The organism is Pannonibacter sp., assembly GCF_051860505.1.
Classification (GTDB): domain Bacteria; phylum Pseudomonadota; class Alphaproteobacteria; order Rhizobiales; family Stappiaceae; genus Pannonibacter.
On sequence record NZ_JBHYDX010000026.1, the window covers coordinates 15375 to 28114 of the forward strand.

Genomic DNA, 12740 nt, shown 5'->3' on the forward strand with positions numbered 1-12740 from the left:
TGCTCCTCGTCCCCACCGTCCCCCGACAGGGTGAACGCAATCTATATTGGGTTGGTTAACAGCCGGTACGCGATCACGGTAAAGACTTTGTCAATCCCGCGCCTGCGTCCAGCATTCCTGCGACATTTCTGTCGCGCTCAAGAGCTGCCGCCGTGGCGGCAGTTTTCCGTTTGGCCCGTCAAGGCGCTCAATCGATCAGCGGCGACCAGGACGGATCCGAAGCAAATGCCGGCGTTGCGATGAGTTGCTCGTTGTAGCCGGTGAGGTCCACGGTCCAGACTTTCGGGCCGCCATTGGCGCCCGGCGCATCACGGAAGAACGTCAGCACACGGCCGTTCGGCGCCCAGGCCGGACCTTCATTGTGATAGCCTTCGGTCAGGATGCGCTCGCCCTTGCCGTCCGGCTTCATGACGCCGATCATGAAGCGACCCTGGTGCTGCTTGGTGAAGGCAATCAGATCGCCACGCGGCGACCACACCGGTGTGGAGTAACGGCCCGGACCGAAGCTGATGCGCTGCGGGTTGGACCCGTCTCCGCCCATCACATAGATCTGCTGCGTGCCGCCACGATCGGATTCGAACACGATCTGCGACCCATCGGGCGAGTAGGACGGGCTGGTGTCGATGGCCGGGGTATTGGTCAGGCGCGTGGTCGCGCGCGACCGCAGGTCCATGACAAAGATGTTGGCGTTGCCGCCCTGCTGCAGGCTCATCACGACGCGCTGACCATCGGGCGAGAAGCGCGGGGCAAAGGTCATGCCGGGGAAATTGCCGACAATCTCACGCTGACCCGTCTCGATATTGAGCAGGAACACGCTGGGATCATTGCCGGTGTAGGCCATGTAGGTGATTTCCTGGGTCGTCGGCGAGAAGCGCGGCGTCAGCACCAGTTCGTCGCCCCGGGTCAGGTAGCGCACATTGGCACCGTCCTGGTCCATGATGGCCAGGCGCTTGACGCGGTTGTTCTTCGGGCCGCTCTCGTCGACGAAAACGATGCGGGTGTCGAAGTAGCCCTTTTCACCGGTCAGGCGCTCATAGATCGCATCGGCAATGATATGCGCAAGGCGGCGCCAGTTTTCCTGAGTGGTGAAAAACTGCTGTCCAAGCATCTGCTCGCCGGCGAAGACGTCCCACAGGCGGAACTCGGCCCGCAAGCGGCCATCGGCCTGACGGGCCAGAGACCCGGCCACAAGCGCCTGTGCGCTGATCGTGCGCCAATCGCCGAAGCGCGGCGAGGAATTGGCTGTGATCCCCTTTTCAATGAAACTGGCCGGATCAAGCGGCTTGAACAGCCCGGAGCGGCGCAGGTCGTTGGCGATCACCGCCGTCAGTTCACGCGCCAACTGCGCATCCGCCCCTTCCGGGGCAAAATCAGGCAGCGCGATCGGCAGCGGCTCGACCGTGCCCTGGGTGATGTCGATCTCGATCAGGGCCTGCGCCGGGACAACCGGCGCAAGGCTGGCCAGGGCGAACAGGCAGCCGGCCGCAGTTGCCTTGATCCAGGCAACACACCCGGTCTTGGTGCGAAGGTTTCTCATGGGCAACAGGGCTCCAGGTTCACGTTTCACGCTCAGCCCCCCAGCATTTCTCGGGGGTCGAAATTGATGATCACTTCCCGCCAGGCGTTGTATTTCTCAGCTGGCAAGGAATAAGGCGCACAGCGCATGACAGCCCGGATGGCACTGTCAGAGGCCGCACGGAACGACGGATTGCCGTTGGAATTCAGGATCCTCGGCGCGCCCTGCACCTCACCGGCCTCGGTGAGGTTGAACTGGACACGAACTTTCAGATCCTCAGCCCCCACAGCGCCGGCAGGCGGGTTCCAGCAGCGCGATATCTGGCCACGCAATGCATCCAGCTCGGAAACCGTCATCTTGACATTGTTGTTCCCGTCGCGGCTGCCAAGCGAGGCGCTTTCCTTGTTGGCGGCCGAGCCCCCGCCGGACGGATCCACCTTGTTCAGAAGCGCGCTGATCTGGTTCGGATTGAAGTCCTGCGGCTTGGCCGGCTGCGCCTGGGCGGTCTGGGTTGGCGTTGCCGGTTTCGGCGGCGTCGGCTTGGACTTCGGCGTCACCTTCACAGGCTCGAAGGGAACAGCCTTCGGGGCTTCTTCGGCCGGCTTTGCCTCGGCGACCTCCGGCTTTTCCGGTGCCGGGGTCGGCGGCGGCGGCGTTTCGACCGGCTTCGGCGGTTCAGGTTTGGGCGGCGTCGGCTCGGGCGGCGTGGGAGCCGGTGGCGGCGTGGAGGCCGGCTCGGGGGCTTTCACGGGCTGCGGCGTCGGGCGCGGAGTGGGCGGCGTCGGCAACTCCACCTTCGATTCTCCGGCCGCCTTGTCCGGCTCCGCCTTGGCGTTCTTGGTCTCCTTGGACGTGGACTCGCTCGGCTTCTCCTTCAGCTCGGCGGTCTTCTCGCCTTTGTTGGGCTGGGTGAACTCGCCAATCGGCACCAGATCCACCGGCAAGGATTCCACCGGCTTGGTCTCAAAACCCTCCACGGCCGGGAGCCCGACAAGCGCCCAGATGCAAATGGCCACATGACCCGTCAGCGATGCAATCAGGCCGGCACGCATAAGGCGTCAGGACCCTTCTTCAATCGTCACAAGCCCAAGGCGCTTGAAACCGGCCGCATTGATACGGGCCATGATCTTCATCATGGTGCCGTAGTCGGCGTTCTGGTCGCCCCGCACATAAATCCGCTCTTCATAGCCATTGGCGGCGATGGCGGTGAGTTTCGGCACCACCTCGTCGAGCGGGATTTCGGTGTTCTGAATGTAGATCTGCCCGGATGAATTCACCGAGATCGTGATCGGCTCCTTGTCGCCTTGCAGCGGCTTGGCGGCCGTCTCCGGCAAATCAATCGGCACGCCAACAGTCAGCAGCGGCGCAGCGACCATGAAGATGATCAAAAGCACGAGCATCACGTCCACGAAGGGCGTGATATTGATCTCGGCGATCGGGGCGGCCCGTCGTCCACGGCGTCTGCGGCCACCGCCACCTCCGCCGCCTTTTCCAACGCTCATCCCCATGGCTTACATCCGCTCGTCGATCTGCCGCGACAGGATCGCGGAGAATTCATCGGCAAAGCCTTCCATCCGGGACGCCAGCTTGCTCGCGTCCGTCTGCAGCTTGTTGTAGGCGATAACTGCCGGAATAGCCGCGACAAGACCGATGGCCGTGGCCAGAAGCGCTTCTGCAATACCGGGCGCGACAACGGCCAGCGAGGTGTTCTCGGACTGCGCAATCGCCTGGAAAGCGGTCATGATGCCCCAGACCGTCCCGAACAGACCGATAAACGGAGCGGCCGCGCCGACAGTCGCCAGCACCAGAAGCTGCGATTCCAGGCGCTCGCTTTCACGCTGGATGGTGACATCCATGACCCGGTCGATGCGCTGCTGCAGGCTGTGCAGGGCCGGGCGGGCGCCTTCATGGCTGCGCTTCCATTCCCGCATTGCAGCAACGAACAGAGCCGCCATGGAATGGTTGGCCCGGCTCGACAGCGTCTTGTACAGTTCCTCCAGCGACTGGCCGGACCAGAACACCGTCTCGAACCGCGACATCTGCCGCTTGGTGCGCGTGTAGAGCAACGTTTTGTCGACGATGATCGCCCATGTCCAGACCGACGCCGCAAGCAGGCCGATCATCACGAGCTTGACGACAAAGTGGGCCTGCAGGAACAGGCCGAGAAACGACATGTCACCATGCTGCGCCGCCATGGTCGTCTGGGCAATTTCATTCATCGATAAAGGACCTCTCGGCCGTAAAGTTGTTTTGAGTGTTTGACTGCAGCTGGAGACCGTCACTTCGCCGCCGCTCGGCAAGCCCCGGAACTTCGCCTTCCTGACGGCTGAATTTGGCAAAACTGGGACTGCATGCTGCAATGCAGTTCGCCCTAGAAAGACCGGTTTATGGTTACCACGGTGTTAATTGCGTGAATTTTCCGCGAACAATCAACCACATCACCAGATTGACAAACACGGTTTCCGCACGACAAAGTTTCCGGCAGGAAAAATAAAAGTCGATCATGTCATGAGATTAGTGACTGTTTTTCTCTTTGCCTGCTTCGTTTCGGCGGCAGCCTCTGCTGTAGAGCCACCCGTCATCGCGGAAATGCCAAAAGAAACGTTGGCCGTTTCGAGTGCAATCGCGACGCGCCTGGCTCAGAACTATTCCTGCACGCCGGCGCGCACCTGCAAGGCGATTGCCAGTTGCGAGGAGGCCAGGTGGTATCTGCAGAACTGCCCCTGGGGCGGCAAGCTGGACAGGGACAGGGATGGCCATCCCTGCGAAAGCGGCCCCTGCTGACGTCACGCCGCGCCGGCTCTCCTCAGACAGCCGGATGGCCCATAGCCGCAAGCCGCGCTGCCAGCGCCGACGGGAGCCGGACAGGCCGGCCATCGGCCGTGATGACCGCGACGGTCACGTCTGCCTCGGCAAGAACCTCGGCATCCCGCAGGCCTTTCTGGTGCAGCGCAATCCTTGCGCCCCGCGCTTCGACCAGGGTGGTCACGATTTCGAGAACATCGTCGATCCGCGCCGGACGCAGGTAGCTGACATTCAGTTGCCGGACAGCAAAAGCAATGGAAGGACCATGCGCCCCGTCGGCAAGCTCGGCGTGATGGATCCCGCAATGACGCAGGAAATCCGACCGCCCACGTTCGAAGAAGCGGACATAGGAGCCATGATAGACAAGGCCGGTAAAATCCGTGTCCTCGTAATAAACGCGAACGGGAAGCACATGGCTCCCCGATGTGAGATGACCTGAAAGATCGGTCCAGTCCTGCTGCATGTCAGCCCTTTCCGGCGAGATGACCTTGGCTTAGGCGCAAGGCACCGGACATGCAAGACCCCGCCGAAGCGGGGTCCCAAAGTTCGTAGACTGCAAGTCAGGCACTGATCAGGCGGCGGCCACCTGGGACAGGAAGCGCTCGACCGACTGGCGCAGGGTATCGGCCTGCCGCTTCATGGCGATGGTGGCCTCACGCATCGTCTCGGCTGCCGTGGAGTTGTCCGTGATGTCGGAGTTGAGCGTCGCAATCGCGCCGGTCACCGCCATCGTGCCACGGGCTGCTTCGGACACATTGCGCGAAATCTCGCCCGTTGCCGCGCCCTGCTCACGCACGGCACCGGCGATGGAGGCAGTGTAGCTGTTCACCTCTTCCATCGACTGCGACACTTCACCGATCTCGTCCACGGCATCGGACGTCGAGGCCTGGATCGCCGCGATCTGGGCCGAGATTTCCTCGGTCGCCTTCGATGTCTGGTTGGCCAGTTCCTTCACTTCGGCGGCGACGACCGCAAAGCCGCGACCGGCCTCGCCGGCGCGAGCAGCCTCAATGGTCGCGTTAAGCGCCAGAAGGTTGGTCTGCTCGGCAATCGCCCGGATGAGATCGACGACCTCACCGATCTTGTTGGCGGCCTGGGCAAGGCCGGCAATCTTGACGTTGGACGACTGGGCGTTGGCCGTGGTCCGGCCGACGACTTCCGCCGTTGTGGCGACCTGACGTGCGATTTCGGAGATCGAGGCGTTCAGCTCTTCCGTGGCAGAGGCCACGGCCTGCACGTTCCCAGAAGCATTCTCGGAGTCCATGACGGCCTGCGACCCACGCTGCGCGGCTTCGGCAGCGCGCGCATTCAGGACGCTCGACAGTTCCTCGACATGCACAAGGTTCTCCTCCACCGCGCTCAGCACCGACTGTGCTTCATGGCGGAAGGAATTGATCATGGCGTCAATCGCGTGCTCACGCTGTTCACGGGCGACGTGACCGGCGCGACGTTCTTCAGCAAGGCGCTCGCGTTCAATGGAATTGTCCTTGAACACCTCGACGCAGCGCGCCATCTCGCCGATCTCGTCCTTGCGGTCGAGCGCATTGACCACGACAGTAAGATCGCCGTCGGCAATCTTACGGGCGCCGCCGGCCAGGGCCTGCAACGGGGCAAACATGCGGGCGGTCAGGAACCAGATCACAGCAACAATCGGCAGCAAGGCGACAACACCGGTGATGATCGCACCGAAAGTGATCTCCCGGGCAGCTTCTGCCAGTTCCGACACAGAGACAGCAGACCCGACGGCATAGCTGGTGCCCATCAGGTCACCGGTCTCGGTCGAGTACTGGTAGGAAGTGCCGGTGATGTCGACGGTGTTGGATCCGGTCGAGATCTGGGCCAGCGGCGCGGCCGTGCCCTGAACATCGCCGGCGTCAAAGATCGCCGCAACTCCCTTCGGGTCGACCAGGAGCGCATGTTCCGTCCGGCCAACGCCGCTTTCCTTGACGATCAGCGGGATCAGCTTGTCCATCGCGATCTGGAAACCGATGATGCCGAAGAACCGGTCATGCGAAAACACCGGCGTGGCAAACAGCAGCTCTACGTTGCCTTCAGGGCTAACACGGAAGCCGGATGTCGCGATTGCAGGCATACCGGTTGGCGTCCGATCGCTTGCTGCAAGCAGCGGCCCAACAGCAGCCTTGAGGGCAGATTCGCTGAGTTCAGGCGCGTTCAGGTTGCGCGCAAACTCCTCGCCCTTCTGGTAGCTGTAGATCACGTTGCCATCCACATCGACCAGCATCAGATCGCTGAACAGGCCCTGACCGATCAGGTTGCTCATCGATTGATGAATTGGCTTGTGATTGTTGGCATAGAAATTGGAGACCTGCGGCTCGATGAGCTTGTAGCGCTCGCCGGCCGGGTTCGGGTTGTCGTCAACGAAAATCTTGCGCAACTGGGCGGTGTGATTCTCTTTCAGAACCTTCCAGCCAGCCGTCATCTTCATCATCGCGTCCTTGGCGTCCGAGACCGACGCGAAGAAGCGGGCACTGTCCTGACGCTGCGCGAGCGCCAGAGCGAGGGTCTGGCTTTTGCCCAGTGTTGCACTGTTCAGGGCGCGTGCGGCCTGTTCATCGGCAACGCGGCCAGCAAGTTGCGAGGTGACCAGCACAGTGGCTGCGCACATGACAGAAGCGCCGATGAAGAACATCAGAGCCATCTTGTTAGACAAGCGATTTAGGATCATAGCAGCGTTCCCGCCCTCCGGTTTTGTTAGACGGTGGCGGAAAGTCACAAAAAAAACCTTAACCCGATCCAGCAGTATCCCAAATTCTCACTAGTTCCAGAAACAGTTAGTCTGGATAATCTGCATCGACAGCCTAGAACATGCTTAAAATCCGAGCATTCCCCGTAACTTGACGTTGCTGGGTCAGGCATCGGGCTCTTCTGAAAAAAGTCCGAGCTGCGGAGCATCCGGGCGCGGAGGGACGGCCAAGCCGAGATGCCTAAACGATTGCGGCGTCAGGATCCGCCCGCGTGGCGTGCGCTGAATAAATCCGTTCTGAATCAGGAACGGCTCGACGATCTCCTCGATCGCATCGCGTGGCTCGGACAAGGCTGCCGCAATCGTTTCAATCCCGACGGGGCCGCCGCCGAAGTTCAGGGCAATCTGTGTCAGGTAGCGGCGGTCAAGGCTGTCGAGACCGGCGCTGTCGACTTCGAGCTGCGACAAGGCCCGGTCGGCGGTTGCCCGGTCCACGGTGTCGTTGCCGGCATAGACGGTAAAATCACGCACCCGGCGCAAGAGACGTCCGGCAATGCGGGGCGTACCCCGGGCACGGCGGGCGATTTCACGGGCACCATCCGGCGCCATGCCAATGCCCAGCAGGCGGGCACCGCGATTGACGATATGCTCCAGTTCCTCGACCGTATAGAACTCGAGCCGGACCGGAATGCCGAAACGGTCGCGCAGCGGCGTGGTCAGCAGGCCGAGGCGCGTGGTGGCGGCAACAAGCGTGAACTTGGCAAGGTCAATCTTCACCGAGCGCGCCGCCGGACCTTCGCCGATAATCAGATCGAGCTGGAAATCCTCCATCGCCGGATAGAGCACTTCTTCCACCGCCGGGCTGAGGCGATGGATCTCGTCGATGAACAGAACATCACGTTCTTCGAGATTGGTCAGCAGCGCGGCCAGATCACCCGCCTTGGCAATGACGGGGCCGGATGTCGCCCGGAAGTTGACGCCAAGCTCGCGTGCCATGATCTGCGCCAGCGTCGTCTTGCCGAGCCCCGGAGGACCGACGAACAGCACGTGGTCCAGCGCCTCACCGCGCGCCTTTGCCGCGCCGATAAACACCTTGAGATTGGCGCGCGCCTGTGCCTGGCCGACAAACTCGTCCAGCGACTGCGGCCGCATGGTGGTGTCGATTTCGTCGCCCCGGATCTGCGGGCTGACCAGCCGTTCGCTGTCGTCCATACGCCTTCACTTTCCACGCCGCGGCAGCGCACTGCCGGCAAACCGGTTACTGGACCGCCAGTTCCTTGAGGCCGAGGCGGATGAGGGTTTCCGTTGTTGCCCCCTCCCCGGCCGATTTCACGGCCTTGGCCACCGCCGCGCTCGCCTGCGCCGGGGCATAGCCCAGATTGCTCAGCGCCGAAACTGCCTCGGCGACCGGACGGACGGCGACATTCTCGCTGACTGTCTGCGCCACGGCCAGCGTCTCAGCGTCCAGCGCCGAATACCCCGGCGCCTTGTCCTTCAGCTCAATAACGAGACGCTCGGCGACACGCTTGCCAACGCCCGGCGCGCGGGAAAGTGCGGTCTTGTCGCCAAGGGCAATCGCGGTCGCCACATCGCTGGCCTTCATCACGCCGAGAACCGCAAGAGCGACTTTTGCCCCGACGCCCTGCACGGTCATGAGAAGCCGGAACCATTCGCGCTCCGCCTCGGAGGCAAAGCCGTAGAGACGGATCATGTCCTCGCGCACGATGGTCTCGATGAACAGCACGGCCGCCTCGCCCGCGCGCGGCAGCTGCTGCAGCACACGCGAGGGGCAGAAGACCTGATATCCGACCCCATGCACATCGAGGATCAGATGGTCCTCGCCGAAGCTGTCGATCGTACCCTTGAGTTTTCCGATCATGCCGCACCTCTCGTGGCTGCGGCGATCTTTGCCGCCATTTTTGTTTCCAAGCTGGCCGCCCCCCGGTGATGGGCATGACAAACCGCAATCGCCAGCGCATCCGCCGCATCGTCGCTGTCGAACTTTGCCTTGGGAAGCAGGATCTTGACCATGTGGCGGATCTGGTCCTTTTCCGCGTGGCCGGTGCCGACCACGGTCTTCTTCACGAGGTTCGGCGCGTATTCAGACACGGCAAGCCCATGCAGCGACGGTACCAGCAGCGCAATGCCGCGCGCCTGGCCGAGTTTCAGCGTCGCGCCGGCATCCTTGTTGACGAAGGTCAGTTCGACGGCCGCCTCATGTGGCGACTGCGTGGCAATTACCTGCTGCAACCCGTCATGCAACTGCACCAGACGTTCGGCCAGATCATTTTTCTCGCTGGAGGTGACCGTCCCTGCAGCCACAAAGCTCAACCGGTTGCCCAGCGCCTCAATGAGACCCCAGCCGGTACGGCGCAGACCGGGATCAATCCCGAGGATTCGAATCGGATGGTTCATAGAACAAAGCGGTAACAAAACTCGCGCCCCGACGCCAGCACAGACGGTCAGGGGGGAGGAGAACAGCTCGTTTTCGATGATTGGCGCTGCGGAAAACGTCGCGTGGCGAGGGAAGTAGTGCTGCCTGCCTCTCATTGGTCATCCCGGACGCAGCGAAGCGGAGATCCGGGACCGGAGAGCCAAAGCGTCTGCGACGTTTACTCATTCAAACATCGGCACCTCGACCCTCCGGTCCCGGCTCAGCGCTGCGCTTGGCCGGGATGACTTGAGTGGGGCAGAGGTGTAGCAACAGTCCAACCCCAGCAAACGGCCGGGATTGGACAAGCATGATCTGGCCGTCAGCCTGCGAGGCTGGCCATGGTGTCTTCGTCGATGTCGAAGTTGGCGTAGACATTCTGGACGTCGTCGTCGTCTTCGAGGAGACCAACGAGCTTCATCAGAGTCTGGGCCTTTTCGGCGTCGACCGGGATGAGGTTCTGCGGCTTCCAGATAATCTTGACGGACTCCGGCTCGCCCAGCGTCGCCTCGAGCGCCTTGGACACATCCCCAAGGTCCTCGAAGGCGCAGATGATGGTGTGGCTCTCGGCGTCCGACTGGACGTCCTCGGCACCGGCCTCGATCGCTGCTTCCAGCACGGCATCCGCAGCCCCGGCCTTGGCCGGATAGAGGATCTCGCCGACCTTGTCGAACATGAATGAGACCGAACCGGTTTCGCCCATCGCCCCGCCGCACTTGGCGAAGTAGGAGCGGACGTTCGGCGCCGTGCGGTTGCGGTTGTCGGTCAATGCCTCTACGATGATGGCAACGCCTCCGGGGCCGTAACCCTCGTAGCGGATCTCGTCATAGGACTCGGCATCGCCCCCCTGAGACTTGTTGATGGCCCGCTGGATATTGTCCTTGGGCATCGACTGGGCCTTGGCGTTCTGGATCGCCAGACGCAGGCGCGGGTTGGCAGCCGGATCGGGGTCACCATGCTTGGCAGCAACGGTGATTTCCTTGGAGAGCTTTGAAAACAGCTTCGACCGGACCGCATCCTGGCGGCCCTTGCGATGCATGATGTTCTTGAACTGTGAATGTCCGGCCATGGTCTTCCCGGCAGTTGAGCTTGCTTACGCGTGGAGAATGCGCCGCTTATAGGCAAAGCGCGCAACAAAATCCAGCCACCCTGCCCTTCGGATCATTGCAGAGCCGGGGCCTCGCTCTTACGACAGCCAGAAGGACGGCAAGACCGGATCAAGGCGGCCGCCGATCCGAAGCGGTGAAATGGCCGTGGCAAGGCCGGTGCGGTCATCTGTCTCGACCGCAACGCCGCAGATCGTTGCCTCGCCTTGCGCTGGTGTGAAACGGGCTCCGGGCACCTTGCGGAGGAACCGGTTCAGCGGCTCATCCTTCTCCATGCCGAGCACGCTGTCATAGTCGCCGCACATGCCGGCATCCGACAGATAGGCTGTACCACCGGTGAGGATCTGGTGATCGGCCGTCGGCACATGGGTGTGCGTGCCGACAACAAGGCTGACACGGCCATCCAGGAAATGACCCATCGCCTGCTTTTCGCTGGTCGCCTCGGCATGCATGTCGACAACGATGGCATCGGCGACAAGGCCGAGCGGGCAGTCGGCGATGGCCTTCTCGACACAGGCAAACGGATCGTCGAGCGCATCCATGTAGACACGGCCCATGACATTGACCACGGCAACCCTGGCACCGTTACGGGCAGTAAAGAGGTTGACGCCGCGACCTGGCGTGCCGGGCGGGTAATTGACCGGGCGCAGCAGGCGCGGCTGGCGCTCGATATAGACGAGGGTTTCGCGCTGGTCCCAGATATGATTGCCTGTCGTGACCACATCCGCCCCGGCATCCAGCACGTCCTGGAGGATCTCCTCGGTGATGCCGAAACCGGAGGCGGAGTTCTCGCCATTGACGATGACGAAGTCGAGATGATGATCGGACACCAGGCCCGGCAAGGCATCGATCACGGCATTGCGGCCCGCCCGGCCGACCAGATCACCCAGAAATAACAGTCTCATGCGCCCTCGCGCTCGTTAAACCGGGCAAGGCCGCGCTCCGTCAGGATCGCCTCAAGCCGCTGGTCGTGGGGTTCAGTCGGCACGTGATCCACCTCCTGCACCGAAAAGGCAAGTCCGATCCGGCGAACCGGATGGCCGTCCGCCGCAAATCCGGCAATAGCCGTGTCATAGAAGCCGCGACCATAACCAAGCCGCCAGCCGTTGGCGTCATAGGCGGACAGCGGCATCAGCAGCACATCCGGACGCAGCTCGGGCGAGGCATCGCCCGGCACGATGGTACCGAACCCGGCCTTGACCAGCGTCGTCTCCCGGTCCAGGCGGCGGAAAATCAGGCGCAGCCCTACGACGACCGGCAGGCACAGCGGATGCCCCCTTTGCCCAAGGGCATGCATCAGCGGGCGTGGGTCGATCTCGTCCCGGATGGGCCAGAAGCCGGCGACAACCGAAACAGGGTCAAGATCCAGCATGTCAACGGCCTCGCAGAGCGCCAGCGAGGCCTCGATGCGATCGGCGACAGACAAGGCCGCGCGCCGGCCGAGTGCCAGCGCCCGCACGGCAGCCTTGCGTTCGGATATGGCAGCAGATGCCGGGGAAGCGGGGTGAACGGTCAAGCTGCCTCCAGGCCAGGCGGGCCACAGGGAGTGACGCAGGATCGGATGGAAAAGTGCGTAGCCACAACAACCGTTGGAAGTCGCAATCCCGGGAAACCTACTAAGTAGGTGGGCGCCGTGTGCCCAGGCCCACGAGCCTGGACAAGTACAGCTCCCTAAGGAGTGCGTAAGGCCCCGGGGATATGGTTCCTGACGTGAAGCGCAGCCACGCCCGACAGATATAGACCTTGGCCAGCCCTATTACCAGCCCGGCGAACAGCAAGCCGGTGAAGCTTCTGTGCGCATCATTCCTCGCGCAGGCTGCGGGTCAGTCCATCGGCCAGGGTTTCGATCCGGCGCGCGGCTTCGTCGATGCGTCCGATGACACTGGCCTCGTTGCGGTTGAGGTGTTCCAGCGCATGCATCCGGGCCTCGCGGGCCGTGGCCAGTTCCTGCTCAAGCACCCGGATCTTCTTTTCCAGTTCAGACAATTCGTCGACCACCATGATCCCGGCCATGACCGTCAGCCGCTGGTCGCCAATTTCACCGAAACTCTTGCGCAGGTCCTCGATGCAGCCATCGAAGCGTCGGGCGAGGCCGATCAGCCGCTCTTCCTCGCCGTCGTCGCAGGCCATGCGAAAGGCCCGTCCGTTGATGGTGACTGATATCTGCGCCATGCAGCC

Annotated in this window: 14 protein-coding genes and 1 other RNA gene; 1 reads left to right on the plus strand and 14 read right to left on the minus strand. The window is 62.5% G+C overall.

Features of this window, described 5'->3' with window-relative positions; all coding sequences use genetic code 11:
- Positions 1–187: 187 nt before the first annotated feature.
- From tolB to tolQ, 4 genes are read right to left on the minus strand one after another with little or no spacing between them, the layout of a single operon-like run.
- Positions 188–1537 (minus strand): Tol-Pal system beta propeller repeat protein TolB, encoded by a 1350-nt coding sequence (gene tolB / locus ACTIFE_RS16710; protein ID WP_439530301.1) that lies wholly within the window; start codon positions 1535–1537, stop codon positions 188–190.
- A gap of 32 nt (positions 1538–1569) precedes the next feature.
- Complete coding sequence (locus ACTIFE_RS16715) at positions 1570–2568, minus strand: cell envelope biogenesis protein TolA (protein ID WP_439530302.1); 999 nt, start codon at positions 2566–2568, stop codon at positions 1570–1572.
- 6 nt (positions 2569–2574) lie between these two features.
- A complete protein-coding gene (tolR, locus tag ACTIFE_RS16720) occupies positions 2575–3024 on the minus strand; it encodes a protein TolR (protein ID WP_106751425.1) in 450 nt (149 codons plus the stop codon).
- Between the two features lie 3 nt (positions 3025–3027).
- A complete protein-coding gene (gene tolQ / locus ACTIFE_RS16725) occupies positions 3028–3735 on the minus strand; it encodes a protein TolQ (protein WP_439530303.1) in 708 nt (235 codons plus the stop codon).
- A gap of 187 nt (positions 3736–3922) precedes the next feature.
- On the opposite strand from tolQ, the gene ACTIFE_RS16730 reads away from it, so the two are divergent.
- Positions 3923–4300, plus strand: a complete 378-nt coding sequence (locus ACTIFE_RS16730; protein ID WP_439530304.1) for an excalibur calcium-binding domain-containing protein — start codon at positions 3923–3925, stop codon at positions 4298–4300.
- Between the two features lie 22 nt (positions 4301–4322).
- Here the strand turns inward: ACTIFE_RS16730 and ACTIFE_RS16735 are convergent, their stop codons facing one another.
- The 10 genes from ACTIFE_RS16735 to ACTIFE_RS16780 all read right to left on the minus strand — a co-directional run bounded on the left by ACTIFE_RS16735 (position 4323) and on the right by ACTIFE_RS16780 (position 12734).
- Positions 4323–4784: a YbgC/FadM family acyl-CoA thioesterase gene (locus ACTIFE_RS16735; protein ID WP_439530305.1), complete on the minus strand. Its 462-nt coding sequence runs from the start codon at positions 4782–4784 to the stop codon at positions 4323–4325.
- A gap of 108 nt (positions 4785–4892) precedes the next feature.
- A complete protein-coding gene (locus ACTIFE_RS16740; RefSeq protein WP_439530306.1) occupies positions 4893–6992 on the minus strand; it encodes a methyl-accepting chemotaxis protein in 2100 nt (699 codons plus the stop codon).
- 198 nt (positions 6993–7190) lie between these two features.
- A complete protein-coding gene (gene ruvB, locus ACTIFE_RS16745; protein ID WP_439530307.1) occupies positions 7191–8237 on the minus strand; it encodes a Holliday junction branch migration DNA helicase RuvB in 1047 nt (348 codons plus the stop codon).
- A gap of 46 nt (positions 8238–8283) precedes the next feature.
- Positions 8284–8904, minus strand: coding sequence for a Holliday junction branch migration protein RuvA (gene ruvA, locus ACTIFE_RS16750; RefSeq protein WP_439530308.1), 621 nt, complete (start codon positions 8902–8904; stop codon positions 8284–8286).
- The gene (gene ruvC, locus ACTIFE_RS16755) at positions 8901–9440 is read right to left on the minus strand and encodes a crossover junction endodeoxyribonuclease RuvC (protein ID WP_439530309.1); all 540 of its coding nucleotides are present in this window, start codon (positions 9438–9440) and stop codon (positions 8901–8903) included. The genes ruvA and ruvC overlap by 4 nt, the downstream gene beginning before the upstream one ends.
- A gap of 338 nt (positions 9441–9778) precedes the next feature.
- Entirely contained in the window at positions 9779–10525 is a 747-nt protein-coding gene (locus ACTIFE_RS16760; RefSeq protein WP_439530310.1) for a YebC/PmpR family DNA-binding transcriptional regulator, read from the minus strand.
- A 117-nt stretch (positions 10526–10642) separates the two neighbouring features.
- Complete coding sequence (locus tag ACTIFE_RS16765) at positions 10643–11467, minus strand: TIGR00282 family metallophosphoesterase (protein ID WP_439530311.1); 825 nt, start codon at positions 11465–11467, stop codon at positions 10643–10645.
- Positions 11464–12078, minus strand: a complete 615-nt coding sequence (locus ACTIFE_RS16770; RefSeq protein ID WP_439530312.1) for a 5-formyltetrahydrofolate cyclo-ligase — start codon at positions 12076–12078, stop codon at positions 11464–11466. The genes ACTIFE_RS16765 and ACTIFE_RS16770 overlap by 4 nt, the downstream gene beginning before the upstream one ends.
- Before the next feature lie 54 nt (positions 12079–12132).
- A non-coding RNA gene (ssrS, locus tag ACTIFE_RS16775) (6S RNA) lies at positions 12133–12289 on the minus strand.
- 73 nt (positions 12290–12362) lie between these two features.
- Complete coding sequence (locus tag ACTIFE_RS16780) at positions 12363–12734, minus strand: cell division protein ZapA (RefSeq protein WP_439530313.1); 372 nt, start codon at positions 12732–12734, stop codon at positions 12363–12365.
- Positions 12735–12740 lie beyond the last annotated feature (6 nt).

Excerpts from the sequence above, each read along its gene's own strand:
- ACTIFE_RS16765 (WP_439530311.1), bottom strand. The coding sequence starts at position 11,467 with ATGAGACTGTTATTTCTGGGTGATCTGGTCGGCCGGGCGGGCCGCAAT.
- ruvB (WP_439530307.1), bottom strand. The coding sequence starts at position 8,237 with ATGGACGACAGCGAACGGCTGGTCAGCCCGCAGATCCGGGGCGACGAA.
- ACTIFE_RS16735 (WP_439530305.1), bottom strand. The coding sequence starts at position 4,784 with ATGCAGCAGGACTGGACCGATCTTTCAGGTCATCTCACATCGGGGAGC.
- ruvC (WP_439530309.1), bottom strand. The coding sequence starts at position 9,440 with ATGAACCATCCGATTCGAATCCTCGGGATTGATCCCGGTCTGCGCCGT.
- tolQ (WP_439530303.1), bottom strand. The coding sequence starts at position 3,735 with ATGAATGAAATTGCCCAGACGACCATGGCGGCGCAGCATGGTGACATG.
- ACTIFE_RS16760 (WP_439530310.1), bottom strand. The coding sequence starts at position 10,525 with ATGGCCGGACATTCACAGTTCAAGAACATCATGCATCGCAAGGGCCGC.
- ruvA (WP_439530308.1), bottom strand. The coding sequence starts at position 8,904 with ATGATCGGAAAACTCAAGGGTACGATCGACAGCTTCGGCGAGGACCAT.
- tolB (WP_439530301.1), bottom strand. The coding sequence starts at position 1,537 with ATGAGAAACCTTCGCACCAAGACCGGGTGTGTTGCCTGGATCAAGGCA.
- ACTIFE_RS16780 (WP_439530313.1), bottom strand. The coding sequence starts at position 12,734 with ATGGCGCAGATATCAGTCACCATCAACGGACGGGCCTTTCGCATGGCC.
- tolR (WP_106751425.1), bottom strand. The coding sequence starts at position 3,024 with ATGGGGATGAGCGTTGGAAAAGGCGGCGGAGGTGGCGGTGGCCGCAGA.
- ACTIFE_RS16715 (WP_439530302.1), bottom strand. The coding sequence starts at position 2,568 with ATGCGTGCCGGCCTGATTGCATCGCTGACGGGTCATGTGGCCATTTGC.